Here is a 16,046-nt window from a genome sequence, read left to right on the forward strand (position 1 = left end):
ATGCGACCGACGAAGCGACTTCTCGCGCTCGGCGTCGCCAGCGTTTTGCTGGCGGCCTGTGGCCACAAGGACAAGGACGCGCCGCTGGCCTTCGTGCCGGCCGACACGCCTTACGTGCTGGCGAACCTGGACAAGCTCGACGACGATGCCTACGAGGCAATGCTTGTGCAGGCCAACAGCGAGCTGCCCGGCGAAGTCGCGCAGATGAAGTCCCTCGCCCAGGACCTGGAAACCCGGGGCAACGCCGAAGGCGCCCGCCTGCTCAAGGCTTTCGCCGCCGAATTCGACGGGAAGACCGCGGAAGCGGCCCTCAAGAACATGGGCCTGGACATCAAGACCGGCTCCGCGATCTACGGTGTCGGCCTGAGCCCGGTCGCCCGCGTGGCCCTCGCCGATCCGGCTGCCTGGGAAGCCTTCGTGGGCCGCATCGAAACGGCCTACGGCAAGAAGCTCGAAACCGGCGATGCGGGTGGCCAGGCCTACCGTCACACCACCCTGTCCGACTCGGGCCTGCAGTTGGTCATCGCCACTGTCGGCAAGCAGGCTGTGGTGTCGCTGCTTCCCGCCGACGCCGCCCAGCCGGCGATCCGCCAGGCGCTGGGCGTCGATCGCCCCGAGAAGAGCCTGCAGGAGGACGGCCGCCTCGCGGACCTCGCGAAGGACAAGGGCTACAAGGATTACGCGGTCGGCCAGGTCGACCTCGTCCGCCTGCTGCCGCTCGTCGCCACCGGCAAGGATCCGCTGTTCGCCACCTTCCTGAAGCACCAGTCGGCCAAGACCGGCGAACCCGTGCCGGTACCGCCGCCGAGCTGCGTCACCGAGGCCAACCGCATCGCCGCACGCGTGCCCTCGCTCAGCTTCGGCTACACCCGCCTCGACATGCGCCACCAGGAACAGCGTGTCGACGTCGCGCTGGCCGACGACATCGCCAAGGCCTTCTCCGGCCTGAAGGTCGAACTGCCGGGCCTCGGCAACGAAGCCTCCGGTCCGTTCGACGTCAGCCTCGCGCTGCCGATGGAACAGATCCGTACGTTCTTCACCGCGCAGTCCGATGCCGTGGCGGCCAAGCCGTTCGAGTGCCCGGCCTTCGTCGCCATGAACGACAGCTTCGCGAAGCTCGGTTCGACCATGCAGCAGGCGGCCATCCCGCCGTTCGGCGACATCCGCGGCGTGCGCATTGTCCTGGATTCGTTCAAGCCCGCCGTGGGCGGACAGCAGATGCCCACGTTCACCGGCCGCGTGCTCCTGGGCACGCGCAATCCGGCCGGGCTGCTCGCCATGGGCCAGGCGATGCTCGGCGGCGACTTCAAGCTTGCCGGCGACGGCAAGCCGGCACCGCTCCCGCAGAACATCACCGCCATGCTCGGCATGCCGGGCTGGGCGGCGATGAACGGCCAGGCCATCGCGATCGGCGTGGGCGATGGCGAGGACGGCAAGCTCGACGAGATGCTGATGGGCGCCATCGGCGATGCCGGCCGTCTCGGCCGCATGCACCTTAACGGCGACATGTACCGCATGTGGGTCGACGTGATGGCCGAAAAGGCACAGGCTTATGCCAGCTCCATGGCCGAAGCCGCGGGTGCCGACGGCGCCCCGGAAGACCAGGCCGCGCAGGCTTCCGCCGCCGAGCGTTCGAAGATGCAGTTCGATGCGATGAAGGCGCAAGCCGCGCGTATCGTGCAGGTGTCGGGCGAGGCGCATGTGGAGGACAAGGGCCTCGTGATCTCCGGCGCCGTCGAGTACAAATAAGACGCGCGCATCGTGTGAAGGAAAGGGCGCTCTCCGGAGCGCCTTTTTTCATGTGTCTTGACGAAGCTGAACGCCCGTACTTTTCCGGCACGAATCGTTCACGGATGCGCTGTTTCCATGAGTCCCGCGAAACGGCCGCCACAGCGCGTGGCGCCATCGCCAGACCCATTCAGTGCGAGACAAAGGAGTCACACCATGAACCACGCCAACCTCCGTAAGGCCCTGTTCGCCGCCGCCCTCGTCGCCGGTCTCGGCGCGGCTCCCTTCGCGCAGGTGTATGCGCAGGACTCCGCCGCGATGTCGAAGGGCGATAACCAGACCGTCGCCGGCAAGGCCGACGATGCCTGGATCACCACGAAGGTGAAGTCCGAATTCGCCACGACGAAGAACGTCAAGGCCACCGACATCAGCGTCGACACGAAGGACGGCATGGTGACCCTGACCGGCACCGTCGCCACCGCCGCCGAGAAGAGCAAGGCGGAGAAGGTCGCCAAGAGCGTCAAGGGCGTGAAGAGCGTCGACGCCAGCGGGCTGACCGTGTCGGCCGCGGCCAAGTAAAGCGCTTAGAAGCGTCGGAAGAAGAGGGAGCCTAGCGGCTCCCTTTTTTTCGCCCCGTAGGAGCCGCTATAGCGGCGAGGAAACCTCGCGACACGCCGGCAAGCGTGTCCTCGCCACTACACAGCGGCTCCTACAGGGAGGGTGCCACCCGATCAACGATGCAGCATGCCGCCAAAGGTATTGCGGTCGTTGCTCTTGTCGATCTCCACGCCTTCCAACCCCTGCGACAGCGTGTGCGCGTCGCCGCCCTGGGCCAGCTTGATGCGGAGGCGGACCTCGTTGGAACTGTCGGCGTGGCGGAGGGCGTCCTCGTAGGAGATCTCGCCCGCGTGGTAGAGCTCCACCAGGCTCTGGTCGAAGGTGCGCATGCCAAGCTGGTTGGAATCGCGCATCAGCTCCTTGAGCTTGTGAATCTCGCCCTGGCGGATGTAGTCCTGGGCGAGCGGCGTACCGAGCAGCACTTCCACCGCCACGCGACGCGCCTTGCCGTCGGGCGTGGGGATGAGCTGCTGCGCCACGATGCCCTTGAGGTTCAGGGACAGATCCATGAAGAGCTGCTGGCGGCGGTCTTCCGGGAAGAAATGCAGGATGCGGTCGAGCGCCTGGTTGGCGTTGTTCGCGTGCAGCGTGCACAGGCAGAGGTGGCCTGTTTCCGAGAAGTTGATGGCGTGTTCCATCGTCTCGCGGGTACGCACTTCGCCGATCATGATCACGTCCGGGGCCTGGCGCAACGTGTTCTTCAGTGCGTTTTCCCAGCTGTCGGTGTCGATACCGAGCTCGCGCTGGGTGATGATGCAGCCCTCGTGCTTGTGCACGTATTCGATCGGGTCCTCGATCGTGATGATGTGGCCCGTCGAATTCTGGTTGCGGTAGCCGATCATCGAGGCGAGCGAGGTGGATTTACCCGTGCCCGTGCCGCCCACGAAGATGATGATGCCGCGCTTGGTCATCGCCAGTTGCTTGATGACCGGCGGCAGGCTGAGTTCCTCCGGCGTCGGGATCTTCGACTCGATCCGGCGCAGCACCATGCCCACGCAGTTGCGCTGGTAGAAGCACGAAACGCGGAAGCGGCCGATGCCCGAGGCGCTGATGGCGAACTGGCACTCGTGGGTCTTTTCGAACTCCTCGCGCTGCGCGGGCGTCATGACGTTCAGCACCATGTCGCGCGACTGCTGCGCGGACAGCGGGCTCTGCGTGATCGGCACGATACGACCCTGCACCTTGATGGAGGGCGCGACGCCGGCGGTGATGAACAGGTCGGAGGCCTGCTTGTGCACCATCAGCTTGAGGAAGGAAGTGAAATCGAAGTCGCTCATGGCCTGTATCCCATTGCCGGACCGGGCCGGCGTCCCCTGTGGGGTGATCATATACCCCTGACCCCAACCGCGCAGAGACGCCGGTCTCGAACCGCCCCTGTGGGAGCCGCTATAGCGGCGAGAAGCCGACGAAGCAATGAAGCAGCAACGCCTGCTCCCCATGTAGGAGCCGCTATGGCGGCGAGGGGAGTCTTGCCCCGGTGTCGCCAGGTTCCCTCGCCGCTATAGCGGCTCCTACAGGCGGGAACAGCCCGCGGCGGGGTTCGAAGCGGTTTGTCAGCGGAAACCTTCCTTGTTCTTGGCGTAGGTGGACGCTTCCTGCCGGGTGACCAGGCCACGCTTGACCAGGTCGGCCAGGTTCTGGTCCAGGGTCTGCATCCCGTACTGCTGGCCGGTCTGGATGGACGAGTACATCTGCGCCACCTTGTCCTCGCGGATCAGGTTGCGGATGGCGGGGATGCCCACCATGATCTCGTGCGCCGCGGTACGCCCCCCGCCCACCTTCTTGAGCAGCGACTGCGAGATCACCGCGCGCAGCGATTCGGAGAGCATCGAGCGGACCATCGGCTTCTCGCCCGCGGGGAAGACGTCGATGATGCGGTCGATGGTCTTGGCCGCCGACGAGGTGTGCAACGTGCCGAAAACGAGGTGACCGGTTTCGGCGGCGGTAAGCGCCAGGCGGATGGTCTCGAGATCGCGAAGCTCGCCCACCAGGATGTAATCCGGGTCTTCGCGGAGGGCGGAGCGCAGCGCCTCGTTGAAGCCATGGGTATCGCGGTGGACCTCGCGCTGGTTCACCAGGCACTTCTGCGAGGTATGCACGAATTCGATCGGGTCCTCCACCGTGAGGATGTGGCCGTATTCGTTCTTGTTCACATGGTCGACCATCGCCGCCAGCGTGGTGGACTTGCCCGAACCGGTGGGGCCGGTGACCAGGATGAGGCCCTGCGGCTGCTCGATCAGCTCGCGGAAGATCCTCGGCGCACCGAGGTCTTCGAGGGTGAGCACTTCCGAGGGAATGGTACGGAACACGCCGCCGGCGCCGCGATTGTGGTTGAACGCGTTGACGCGGAAACGGGCCAGGCCCGGGATCTCGAACGAAAAGTCGACTTCGAGGAATTCCTCATAGTCGCGCCGCTGCTTGTCCGACATGATGTCGTAGATCAGCGAATGGACCTGTTTGTGCTCCAGGGGCGGGATATTGATGCGCCGGACGTCGCCGTCGACGCGGATCATCGGCGGCAGACCCGCGGACAGGTGCAGGTCGGAGGCCTTGTTCTTCACGGAGAAGGCAAGGAGTTCGGCGATATCCATTGGGTTCCCCTATCTTGGTGGGCATAGGTAACCATGCCCGGGGGGAAGCGGCAAGGGACGGGTCCGTATATCCTTTGCGCGTTGTGAACGACGTCGCCAACGGAGCGAAACCCCAATGAACCGGATCGCCTTCATCGGCGGAGGCAATATGGCCACCGCGCTGATCGCCGGAATGATCCGCCACGGCGCGCAGCCGGGCGGGATCGCCGTGGCCGAACCGCGCGCGGAAGCCCTGCACGAACTGTCCCGCGAGTACGGGGTGGCCACGTATACGGACAACCTCGATGCCGCCGAGGGGGCTTCGATCCTCGTCCTGGCCGTGAAGCCGCAGATGCTGGCCGAGGTCTGCCGCCACCTGCGGCCCGCGGTGCAGAAGTACCGTCCCCTGGTGATCTCCATCGCCGCGGGCATCCGCATCCACCAGATCGAACGCTGGCTGGATGCCGCCCTGCCCGTCGTGCGCTGCATGCCCAATACGCCGGCGATGTTCGGGGCGGGCGCCACGGCGCTGTACGCCAACGCGCGGGTGAGTGCGCCGCAGCGGGCGGAGGCCCAGCACGTGCTGGACGCCGCCGGCCTCACCGTCTGGGTGCCGGAGGAAGAGCAACTGGACACCGTCACCGCCCTTTCCGGCTCCGGCCCGGCGTATTTCTTCCTGATGGTGGAAGCGCTGGAGAACGCGGCCTTCTCGCAGGGCCTCAGTCGCGAGACGGCCCGGGCGCTGGCCGCGCAGACCGCCTTCGGCGCCGGCCGCATGCTCGTGGAGAGCGGCGAGACCGCGGCCGCGCTGCGCCGCAAGGTCACCTCCCCCAACGGCACCACGCAGGCGGCGCTGGACAGCTTCCGCACCGATCATTTCGCCGAGGTCGTGGCTCGCGCGGTGGACGCGGCGCGCCGACGCGGCGTAGAACTTTCCGAAGACATGGAATCGAAAACGTGAATTACCTGACCAATGCCGGAGCGCTGCTGCTCCAGTTCGCCTTCGGCGCCATCGTCACCCTCTTCGTGTTGCGGCTCCTGGCCGAGGCCCATCGCGCGGATTTCCACAATCCGATCTGCCAGTTCCTCTACCGCTTCACCAATCCCGTCGTGCGTCCGCTGCGCAAGGCCTTGCCGAACGTACGCCGGGTGAACACCGCCGCCCTGCTGATCATCCTGGCGCTGGAGTGCCTGAAGACGCTGCTGATCGTAGCCCTCGCGGGGATCGCGCCGGCGCCGCTCGGCATCCTCGTGGCGGGCATCGCGGAAACGCTGGATTTCTTCCTGCTGACCTGGATCGTGCTGGTCTTCGTATGGTCGCTGATGAGCATGCTCTCCACCGACCGCTACCATCCGGTGGCCCGGCTGGTATCGAGCCTCGCCGAACCACTGGTGCGCCCGTTCCGCGGGCGGCTGACGATCGGCGGCCTGGATTTCTCGCCCACCGCCGTGCTGCTGGGGCTGTTCCTGGCGCGCATGCTGATCGTGCAGCCGTTGGCGGATTGGGGAATGCGCTTGCTGCTAGGGGCCTGAGCGCCCTCTGTAGGAGCCGCTATATAGCGGCGAGAAGCCGGCGCAGCGATGAAGCTGTGAGGCGGGTGGCCCTCGCCGCTGTAGCGGCTCCTACGGGAGCGGTGCCGCGTCGGCGCCTACCGGCCGCCCAACCGCCGGGCATCGGTCACGTTCGGCAACGCGCCCAGCCTTCCCAGCAACGTCGAGAGCTGTTCGTAATCCTTCACCCGCAGCGTGAAACGCATCTCCACTTCGCCCGTGCGCACCTGCACGCGGCTGGACGACGCCACGATGTGCGGCCCCACGTTGTTGATCGTCGTGGCCACGTCCTTTTGCAGGCCCTTGCGGTCGTAGCCGCGCAGCTCGACGTCCACCTCGTAGTTCTGCACGTCCACCCTGCCCCAGCCCACCTCGATCACGCGGTCGGGGTCGCGCCGGGCGAGGCGTGCCAGCGAGGCGCAGTCGGCGCGGTGCACCGATACGCCGCGGCCGCGGGTGATGAAACCGCGCACCGGGTCGCCGGGCAGCGGCTGGCAGCAGCGCGCCAGCGTCGTGAGCAGGTTGCCCACGCCTTCGATCGAGAGCGCCCCGCGATCGCGCTGGGCGGCGCGCGACGCGACGGGGTTGCCCGACTGCGTGATTTCCGGCTCCGCCGGTTCCTGCAGCGAACGCGCGATCTGGCCGAGCGTCACTTCGCCCAGCGCGACGGTGACGTAGAGTTCGTCGACGCTCTTCAGGCGGAAATGCACCGCCAGCTTCGCCAGGTCCACGTCGTCCAGGGCAAGCCGGCGCAACTCCTTTTCCAGCGAGGCCTTGCCCGCGAGGATGTTCGCGTCGTGCGCCTCGCGGCGGAACCATGCGCGCACCTTCTCCTTCGCGCGCGATGTGTTGAGGTAACCATGGTGCGCGGATAGCCAGTCGCGGCTGGGCTCGGAGACCTTCGTGGTGAGGATTTCCACGCGGTCGCCACTGCGCGGCTGCGTGGTCAGCGGCACGATGCGGCCGTTGACCTTGGCGCCGCGGCAGCGATGCCCCACCTCGGTATGGATGTGGTACGCGAAATCCAGCACGGTGGCCCCGCGCGGCATGTCGATGACCTCGCCCTTGGGCGACAGCACGTACACGCGGTCTTCCATCAACTCCGTTTCGAAGCCGGCCGCCAGTTCGGCCTCGTCCTCGCCGCGCGGTTCGAGCAGCTTGCGCATCCAGGCGATCTTGGCCTCGAACTCCGCGTCCGCGCCGCCGCCCTCCTTGTAGCGCCAGTGCGCGGCCACGCCGAGTTCGTTGGCGCGGTGCATCTCGTGGGTGCGGATCTGTACCTCGAGCGTCTTCCCTTCCGGGCCGAGCACGGCCGTGTGCAGCGAGCGGTACCCGTTGCCCTTGGGCCGCGCGATATAGTCGTCGAATTCGCCTGGCAGGTGCGGCCACAGGCTGTGCACGAGTCCCAGGGCCGCATAGCAGTCGCCGACGCTGTCGACCAGGATACGTACCGCGCGGATGTCGTAGAGGTCGGAGAACTCCAGGCCCTTCTTCTTCATCTTCTTCCAGATGGAGAAGATGTGCTTTGGCCGCCCGGCCAGCTCGGCAGGGATGCCCGCGCCCTCCAGCACCGCGCGCAGTTGCGCGAGGCTGGCGGCGATGAAGCTCTCGCGGTCGGCGCGACGCTCGTCGAGCAGCCGTGCGATGCGGCGGTACGTATCCGGCTCGAGGTAGCGGAACGCCAGGTCTTCCAGCTCCCATTTCAACTGCCAGATGCCGAGGCGGTTGGCGAGCGGCGCATGGATGTCCGACGTGAGCTGGGCGAGCTCGCGCCGCTCGTGGTCGGGCAGCGCCATGGCCGTGCGCATTGCCGCGAGCTGCCGCGCCAGCAGCACGAAGACCACGCGCAGATCGCGGATGATGGCGAGGAGGAGGCGGCGCAGGCCTTCGGCCCCGCTGCCGAAACCGCGCTGGGCATGCAGGTCCCAGACCTTCTCGGCCTCGCCCTGCCCGTCGACCAGGCGGCGCAACGACGGCGGCCACTGCGTCGCCACCTCGTCCACCGCACCCGGCAAACCGCGCTGCAATGAGTACCAGAGCGCCGACGCACAGGTTTCGTCGTCGCAGCCCAGCGATCGAAGCAGTTCGATGATGGTCTCGCCCTCCGCCCGCGCAGCCACCGGCAGCGCCGCACAGGCTTCGCGCGCCTGCTCGATCAGCGACATGGCGGATTCACTCCCGTTGGAAACGACGAGCCAGGCTTCATGGCCCACCCGCCGCTTGCGCCGTTTCCAGCGCGCGTGCCAGCCGCTTCGCCGACACCGGCTCGGCCGTCTTCAATTCCTGGGCGAACAGCGACACGCGCCATTCCTCCAGCAACCAGCGCAGTTCCCGCCACACACGGTCGTCGAGCGCCGTCCCGCCCGCGTTCAGCAGTGCGCGCCAGTATGGCAGCACCTGCAACATGCGTTGCTGGTCGCGGGCTGGATCCTGGCGCAGGCGCTCGGCGCGCAGGCGCATCGCCCGCAGGTAGCGGGGGAAGTGCGCCAGCCGGTCGCGCGGCAATTCACGCAGGAATCCGGGCTGCAGCAGCGCGGCGAGCTGTTCGCGAAGATCGTCGTAACTGGCCTTGGCGAAACCGATCAGCGGAGGGTCCATCCAGGGTTTCAGGTCGGCCTGCGCCTCGATGATCGGTTCAGCGAGCTTCTGCCTCGCCATCGCCGCGCCGAAGAGTTCGCGGGCGAACTCGACGCGCAAGGCCTCGAATTCGCCCTGCGTCCGCGCATCGAGGCGGCGGTCGGCCAGCAGGTCGGCGAAGCCGCCCTCGACGAGATCCTCGCGCAGGCCGTCGACGCTACCCAGTGGCGCGTATTTCAGCGACAACGGATTGCCGATCGGCAACTGGCGCCGCGCACGCTTGAATTCGGGCGCCAGCGCCTGGCGCAGGAGGCGCTCGACACCGGCGACGTGGGCTTCGGCAGCCTCGTCGGCGCGCTCGAAGACGCGCAGGGCCACCGCCTCGCCGAGGTCCACGAGCGCGGGATAGGCCTTGAGGCCGCCTTCCGAGCGCACTTCCTTCGGGATGGCCTCGAAATCCCACGCGACGATGCCTTCGCGCGTGAGTTCGACATCGGTCTTCCGCGAGAACGCCTCGCGCGCCTTGCCTTCCCATTGCGCGCGAATGGCAGCGAGGTCGCGGCCTTCGGCCACCGTGCGTCCCTGCTCGTCGTGCACGCGATAGCGCATCAGGAGGTGCGCCGGCAGTTCGGCATCGGCGAAGGCGGAAGACTCCACGTCCACGCCCGTCGTGCGCTTGAGGAACGTCGCAAGCGCGGCGACCAGGGGTTCGTCGCGTGGCGCCTCCGCTTCGGCGAAGGCGCGGGCGAAGTCCGGCGCGGGCACGAAGTTGCGACGCAGCGCCTTCGGTAGCGCGCGGATCAGCTCGGCCACCTTGTCGGCCAGGAGGCCGCCCACGAGCCAGTCGCCACGGGCGGCCGGCAGCGCGTTGAGGAAGGCCAGCGGCACGTGGATGGTGACGCCGTCGGCGGGGTCGCCGGGGACGAATCGGTATTCGAGTCGGTAGCGGTGCTGGCCGATGTCCAGCGAGGCGGGAAACGCCTTGGGATCGAGCCCCGCCCCGGTGTCCATCACGTCCGCGAGGCTCCAGCGCAAGGCCGCCTGTTCCGCCGGGGCGGCCTTGCGGTACCACGCGTCGAGTGCCCGCGTATCCGAAATGCTCTCCGGAAGCTTCCCGTCGAAGAACGCCGCGAGGTCCTCGTCCGAACGCAGCAGGCCCGCGCGGCGCTGCTTGGCCTCGATGTCGTGGGCCTGCTCGAGCACGCGCGCGTTGGCGCGCACGAAGTCGGCACGGCTGTCGAGGTCGGCGCGGACGAGCGCCTCGCGCACGAAGATCTCGTGGGCGAGCCGGGGATCCTGGCGCTGGAAGGTCACGGGACGGCGTTCGACCAGCACGAGGCCAAACAGCGTCACCTGTTCGTAGGCGACCACGGTGCCGCGCTTGCGCGACCAGTGCGCGTCGCGCGCCGTCGCGCGCACGAGGTGGCTGGCCTGCCCCTCGACCCATGCCGGGTCGACGCGCGCACACATCATGGCCCAGATGCGCCCGCCGATATCGAGGATCTGCGCGGCGAATAACCAGGCAGGCGGCGTTTTCGCGAGCGCCGAGCCCGGGAACACCTGGAAGCGGCGCTCGCGCGTACCGCGATATACGCCTTTCTCGTCCTTGTGGCCCACCTGGGTTGGGAGACCGGCCAGCAGGCTGCGGTGGATGGCTTCGAACAGCGCATCGCCTTGGAGCGGGTCCGCCGCCTGCTGGGGGGAGGTGCTCTTGGGCACGAAGCGGGCCTGCCGCGGGCCTCGTCGGCGGCCAGCGGCGGCGCCCTCCGCGAGAGGGGCGTCCGGGGCTTCCGGGCCGGCTGTCGACCAGCCGATATCGCGTGCGACGAGCACCAGCTGCCGATGCAGCTCGCGCCATTCGCGCATGCGCATGAAGCTGAGGAAATGCCGCGAGCACCAGTCGCGCAGTTTCGACGAGGTGAATTCCTCGGCGGCGGAGAGGTACGCGCGCCAGAGGTTCAGCACACCGACGAAGTCGGACTTGGCATCGGCGAACTGCGCATGCGCGGCATCGGCCTGACCGCGCGCGTCCGGCGGCCGCTCGCGCGGGTCCTGGATGCTGAGGAAGGCCACGATGGTGGTGAGTTCCGCGAGACTGCCGAGGCGGCGGGCCTCCACCAGCATGCGCGCCAGTTGCACGTCGATGGGGAGGCGCGCGACCGTGCGGCCCACCTCGCTGAGCCGGCGGTCGTCGTCGATGGCGCCGATCTCCGCCAGTCGGCGGTAACCGTCCGCGACCACGCGCGGATCGGGGGCCTCGAGGAACGGGAAATCCTCCACTTCGCCGAGGTCCAGCGCGAGCATGCGCAGGATCACGTTCGCCAGCGACGACCGCAGCAGCTCCGGATCGGTGTATTCCGGACGCAACGCGAAGTCGGATTCCTCGTAGAGGCGATAGCAGATGCCGGGGCCCACGCGTCCGCAGCGGCCCTTGCGCTGGTTGGCGGCGGCCTGGGAAACGGGCTCGATGTGCAGGCGTTCGAGCTGCCCGCGCTGGCTGTAGCGCTTCACGCGCGCCGTACCCGAATCGACGACGTAACGGATACGCGGCACCGTCAGCGAGGTTTCCGCCACGTTGGTCGCCAGCACGATGCGCCGTTTCGGTCCAGGGCGGAACACACGATCCTGCTCGCTCGCCGACAGCCGCGCGTACAGCGCCAGCACCTCGGTCTCGCGGTACTGCCTGCGCGAAAGCAGCAGGTGCGCGTCGCGGATCTCGCGTTCGCCCGGAAGGAACACCAGCACGTCGCCGCGTGGATCCTCGCGGGTGATCTCGTCCATGGCGTCGGCCACCTGCTGCGCCACGTTGCCCTCCACGCGCTCGCCCGGGGGACGGTACCGGACCTCGACCGGGTACGTGCGGCCCTCCACGGCGACCACCGGGGCGCCGCCGAAGTGCGCGGCGAAGCGCTCGGTATCGATGGTCGCGGAGGTGACGACGATCTTCAGCTCCGGCCGCCGCACGGCCAGCCGCTTCAGGTACCCGAGCAGGAAGTCGATGTTGAGGCTGCGCTCGTGGGCCTCGTCGATGATGATCGTGTCGTAGGCCGACAGCCAGGGATCGGACTGCGTCTCGGCGAGCAGGATGCCGTCGGTCATGAACTTGACCAGCGCCTGGTCGGACACCTTCTCGGTGAACCGGACCTGGAAACCCACCTTCTCGCCGAGCGGGGTGCCCAGCTCCTCGGCGACGCGGGTAGCCACGGAACGCGCGGCCAGGCGGCGCGGCTGCGTGCAGCCGATCATGCCCGCCTCGCCGCGGCCGGCGGCCAGGCAGAGCTTGGGCAGCTGGGTGGTCTTGCCCGAGCCGGTCTCGCCGGCGATCACCACGACCTGATGCTCGCGGATGAGCTTCACGATGTCGTCGGCCCGCGCCGCGATGGGCAGCGAGGCATCCACCGCGATGGCCGGCTTGGCGGCCACGCGCGCGGCACGGCGGGCCGCCGAGGCGGCGATCTCGGCGGCCAGGGCCTGCACCTTCCCGGCATCCGGCTTGCGCGACAGCGTGCGCCACCGGCCCAGGAGGCGGCCGAAGTCGCGGCTGGCGACCTGCGCCAGCGCATCGCGCAGTTCGCGCAGGCGCGGATCGGGGGCGGGGGATCGCGAAGGGCTTGTGGAGGTACTCATGGGGACGCCAATAATAGCGTGAGCCTATCGGCGGCATCGGAACCTTTCATTTCACGTCGCCCCCGCGGATCGTTAGGATTTCACCTCCGCGATCCCCAAAACCCCAAGGAGAGCCACACCATGGCCATTGACATCGGTATCGCCAAGAAGGACCGCGAAGCTGTCGCCAAGCAGCTTGCCCGCCTTCTCGCGGATACGTATTCCCTTTACCTGAAGACCCACAATTTCCACTGGAACGTCACCGGCCCGCAGTTCAACAGCCTGCACGCCATGTTCGAGACCCAGTACAACGCGCTCTGGCTGGCCGCCGACGAGGTCGCCGAACGCATCCGCATCCTCGACGTGTTCGCCCCGGGTTCCTACAGCCAGTTCGCCAAGCTCACCTCGATCAAGGAAGAATCCGGGGTACCCGAGTGGAAAACCATGGTCGCCCAGCTGGTGGAAGGCCATGAAATCGCCGCCGCCACCTCCCGCGACACCATCAAGGCCGCCGAGGGCGTGGGCGACGAAGGCACCGCCGACATGGTCACGGGCCGCCTGAAGGACCACGAGAAGACGGCCTGGATGCTGCGTTCGCTGCTGAAGTGAGCCTTCCGCGGGAGCGCGCAGGGCGCGCTCCTGCAACCCCTGCTGACCGGCGGACTCCCTGTCCGTTGAGCAGTTGCGCCCCGTTCGTTAAGCTCCCCCGGTTACCTCATGGATACCACTCGGGGGCCGACCGGTCCGGGGATTGTTTTGAGCGCTGCCGCCACGACCGAACGAAGCCACCCGATCCTTGCCGCGCTGATCCTCGCGATCGTCGTCGCGGCCCTGAATTTCGGCCTCTGGCTGGTCGCGAACCTGCCCAACGGCCCGGATGACTGGCACGGCCCCGTGCCGGGCTTCGCGTTCACCGCCTATCAGCGCTACCAGAACCCCATCAAGGGCGACGTCTCCACGGACGCGGAAATCGACAGCGACCTGCGCCTGATCAAGCGCTATTCGCCGCGCATCCGCACCTATTCGATGCTGGAGAACCCCCAGGTCATCCGCCTGGCCGATAAGGAAGGCCTCGACGTGATGGCCGGCGCCCTGATCGACGCGCGCCTGGAGACCAACGAGCGCGAGATCGCGGCCCTGATCGCCCAGGCCCGGCGCTATCCGAAGACCATCAGCCGCGTCATCGTCGGCAACGAGGTCCTGTTCCGCGGCGACCTCACGCCCGAGCAGATGATGAGCTACCTCGACCGCGTGCGCGCGGCCGTTCACCAGCCGGTGTCCATCGCGGAGCCGTTCCACATCTGGATGCAGAACCCGGAGCTGGCCAACCACGTCGACTTCATCACGGTCCACCTGTTCCCCTACTGGAACGGCATCGAGGCCCGCGCCGGCGTCAACGACTCGATCCAGAGCTACAAGGCGCTGCGCGCGCAGTTCCCCGGCATGCACGTGGCGATCGGCGAGATCGGCTGGCCTTCGAACGGCGACCGCTTCAAGTACGCCTATCCGAGCGTCTCCAACGAGGCGATCTTCCTGCGCACGTTCTTCAACCAGGCCAAGGCCAACGGCATCGACGACTACTACGTCCTCGAGGCCATCGACCAGCCGTGGAAGGAAAACCTCGGCGAAGGCCGCACCGGTGCGTACTGGGGCATGTTCAACGCCGACCGCCAGTTGAAGTTCCCCTTCACCGGCCCGGTGACGGAAGACGTGGGCTGGCCCTGGAAGGCCTTCGCGGCCTCCATCCTGGCCTTCTTCCCGATGCTTTGGTTCGGCATCCGCTTCAGCCGCTTCAAGCTGATGGGCCGCCTGTTCTTCATGGCGCTGCTCCAGCTGGCCTGCGGCCTGATCGTCTGGTCGGCCACCCTGCCCTTCAATTTCTACCTCGGCCCGTTCGACTGGGCGATGCTGATCCTGCTGTTCCCGGCGCAGATCGCCATCCTGGGCATCCTGTTGATCAACGGCTTCGAGTTCACCGAGGTGCTCTGGCGGCGCAGCTGGGTGCGCCATGCGGGCATGCTGCCGCCGGACCCGGTGGAGAAGCAGCCGTTCGTGTCCATCCACCTGGCCTGCCATAACGAGCCGCCGGAGATGGTGCAGATCACCCTCGACTCGCTGGCCGCGCTGGATTACGAGAACTTCGAGGTCCTCGTGCTGGACAACAACACCAAGGATCCCGCGGTGTGGAAGCCGGTGGAGGAATACTGCAAGCAGCTCGGTCCGAAGTTCCGCTTCTTCCACCTGGAACCGTGGCCGGGCTACAAGGCGGGTGCGCTCAACTTCGGCCTCACCGCGACGGACGAGCGTGCCGACGTCGTGGCCGTGATCGACGCCGACTACGTCGTCCGCGAGGACTGGCTGTCCTCGCTCACCGGCTACTTCCACGACGCGAAGGTGGCCGTGGTGCAGTGCCCGCAGGCCCATCGCGACTTCGAGAAGAACCGTTTCCGCCGCATGACGGCCTGGGAATACGACGGCTTCTTCCGCATCGGCATGCACCACCGCAACGAGCGCAATGCCATCATCCAGCACGGCACCATGACCATGGTCCGGCGCTCCGCGCTGGAAGGCACCGGCGGCTGGTCCGAGTGGACGATCTGCGAGGACGCGGAGCTCGGCCTGCGCCTGATGCATGCGGGCTACGAGCTGGTCTACGTCGACGAGCTGATGGGCAAGGGCCTCACTCCCGCCGACTTCAAGGCGTACAAGAGCCAGCGTTACCGCTGGGCCTTCGGCGCCATGCAGATCCTGAAGGGCCGCTGGAGCTGGATGACGCGCAAGGGGCCACTCTCGGCCGGCCAGCGCTTCCATTTCCTCACCGGCTGGTTCAGCTGGTTCGCCGACGCGCTGCACTTCGTGTTCACGATGATGGGCCTGTTGTGGACCGCCGGCATGATCTACGCGCCGGAATACTTCAACCTGCCGATGCAGCTGTTCCTCATCCCGGTGATCGGCTTCTTCTTCGCGAAGGCGATCTTCGGCGTCGTGCTCTACCGCGCGCGGGTGCCTTGCGGGTGGTACGACACCATCATGGCCTCGGTGGCGAGCATGGGCCTCTCCCACGCCATCGCACGCGGCATCCTGCACGGCCTCACCCGCGAGAAGACGGCGTTCGTGGTCACGGCAAAGAGCCGGCGCATGGGTGGCAGCAGCTTCGCGGCCTTCGCACCCGTACGCGAAGAGGGCCTCATGGCCATCGCCCTGCTGTGCGCGATCGTGGGCATGGCGCTGCACTACGGCACGAACTACATCGAGAGCGAGCTGTGGATGTTCATCCTGGGCGCGCAGTCGATTCCGTACGTGTCGGCCCTTGTGGGTGCATGGATCGCCCATCGCGCGGGCGACGAAGCGGGCTAGCCGTTCACATTCGTGTATCGACCTTGCACACCGTGCGCG

General features: G+C 67.4%; 10 protein-coding genes. 6 read left to right on the forward strand and 4 right to left on the reverse strand.

Annotated features, from left to right (window positions below; genetic code table 11):
* Both HBF32_RS08770 and HBF32_RS08775 read left to right on the forward strand, forming a co-directional pair.
* The gene (locus tag HBF32_RS08770) at positions 1–1,749 is read left to right on the forward strand and encodes a hypothetical protein (RefSeq protein ID WP_166699279.1); all 1,749 of its coding nucleotides are present in this window, start codon (positions 1–3) and stop codon (positions 1,747–1,749) included.
* Between the two features lie 195 nt (positions 1,750–1,944).
* Complete coding sequence (locus tag HBF32_RS08775) at positions 1,945–2,307, forward strand: BON domain-containing protein (RefSeq protein WP_166699280.1); 363 nt, start codon at positions 1,945–1,947, stop codon at positions 2,305–2,307.
* 152 nt (positions 2,308–2,459) lie between these two features.
* On the opposite strand, the gene HBF32_RS08780 is transcribed toward HBF32_RS08775, so the two are convergent.
* Both HBF32_RS08780 and HBF32_RS08785 read right to left on the reverse strand, forming a co-directional pair.
* Entirely contained in the window at positions 2,460–3,623 is a 1,164-nt protein-coding gene (locus HBF32_RS08780; RefSeq protein ID WP_166699281.1) for a PilT/PilU family type 4a pilus ATPase, read from the reverse strand.
* Between the two features lie 276 nt (positions 3,624–3,899).
* Positions 3,900–4,937 (reverse strand): type IV pilus twitching motility protein PilT, encoded by a 1,038-nt coding sequence (locus tag HBF32_RS08785; RefSeq protein WP_166699282.1) that lies wholly within the window; start codon positions 4,935–4,937, stop codon positions 3,900–3,902.
* A 115-nt stretch (positions 4,938–5,052) separates the two neighbouring features.
* Between HBF32_RS08785 and proC the strand changes: the two genes are divergently transcribed.
* A complete protein-coding gene (gene proC, locus HBF32_RS08790; RefSeq protein WP_166699283.1) occupies positions 5,053–5,877 on the forward strand; it encodes a pyrroline-5-carboxylate reductase in 825 nt (274 codons plus the stop codon).
* Positions 5,874–6,449: a YggT family protein gene (locus tag HBF32_RS08795; RefSeq protein ID WP_166699284.1), complete on the forward strand. Its 576-nt coding sequence runs from the start codon at positions 5,874–5,876 to the stop codon at positions 6,447–6,449. The genes proC and HBF32_RS08795 overlap by 4 nt, the downstream gene beginning before the upstream one ends.
* Positions 6,450–6,565: 116 nt before the next feature.
* Here the strand turns inward: HBF32_RS08795 and HBF32_RS08800 are convergent, their stop codons facing one another.
* Both HBF32_RS08800 and hrpA read right to left on the reverse strand, forming a co-directional pair.
* Positions 6,566–8,632: a RelA/SpoT family protein gene (locus HBF32_RS08800; protein ID WP_166699285.1), complete on the reverse strand. Its 2,067-nt coding sequence runs from the start codon at positions 8,630–8,632 to the stop codon at positions 6,566–6,568.
* 37 nt (positions 8,633–8,669) lie between these two features.
* Positions 8,670–12,671: an ATP-dependent RNA helicase HrpA gene (gene hrpA / locus HBF32_RS08805; protein WP_166699286.1), complete on the reverse strand. Its 4,002-nt coding sequence runs from the start codon at positions 12,669–12,671 to the stop codon at positions 8,670–8,672.
* 120 nt (positions 12,672–12,791) lie between these two features.
* Between hrpA and HBF32_RS08810 the strand changes: the two genes are divergently transcribed.
* Both HBF32_RS08810 and HBF32_RS08815 read left to right on the forward strand, forming a co-directional pair.
* The gene (locus tag HBF32_RS08810) at positions 12,792–13,259 is read left to right on the forward strand and encodes a Dps family protein (protein WP_166699287.1); all 468 of its coding nucleotides are present in this window, start codon (positions 12,792–12,794) and stop codon (positions 13,257–13,259) included.
* A 147-nt stretch (positions 13,260–13,406) separates the two neighbouring features.
* Positions 13,407–16,007, forward strand: coding sequence for a glycosyltransferase (locus HBF32_RS08815; protein ID WP_240147806.1), 2,601 nt, complete (start codon positions 13,407–13,409; stop codon positions 16,005–16,007).
* The last annotated feature ends 39 nt before the right edge of the window (positions 16,008–16,046 follow it).

Origin of the sequence: Luteibacter yeojuensis, from assembly GCF_011742875.1 — a bacterium.
GTDB lineage: Bacteria > Pseudomonadota > Gammaproteobacteria > Xanthomonadales > Rhodanobacteraceae > Luteibacter > Luteibacter yeojuensis.